This is a genomic window from Acinetobacter sp. 1125_18A (assembly GCF_052824985.1).
Genome location: NZ_VTDG01000065.1, coordinates 1 through 291, shown reverse-complemented (window position 1 = coordinate 291; position 291 = coordinate 1). Strand labels below are relative to the sequence as shown.

Below are 291 nucleotides of genomic sequence, written 5' to 3'. Positions count from 1 at the left end.
GCTTGATCATCTGTAGTTGCATCAGCAACATTACTGATATTCTTGTTTGCTGCATTAATACCGCTGCTCGTAACACTTGGACCACCTGTAATCGTCAACCCACTGTTATCTAACTTGCTATTGCCTGTAATGACACTGCCAGCTGCGCCTAAGTCTAAGTTTGGATTTAACTTAACTTGTACGCCATCAGTAGTCGCAACTGTACTAATGTTCGTATCACCAGTGATGGAAACTGTATCACCTAATTTTTTAGTTGTGCTCGTCGCTGCGGTATCACCTTTAAAGGTTAAC

Annotated in this window: 1 protein-coding gene; it reads right to left on the bottom strand. The window is 41.9% G+C overall.

Annotated elements, in window-relative coordinates:
* Nucleotides 1-291 (bottom strand): hypothetical protein (locus FY049_RS22275; RefSeq protein WP_446084443.1); only part of this gene is annotated, 291 nt, incomplete at both ends.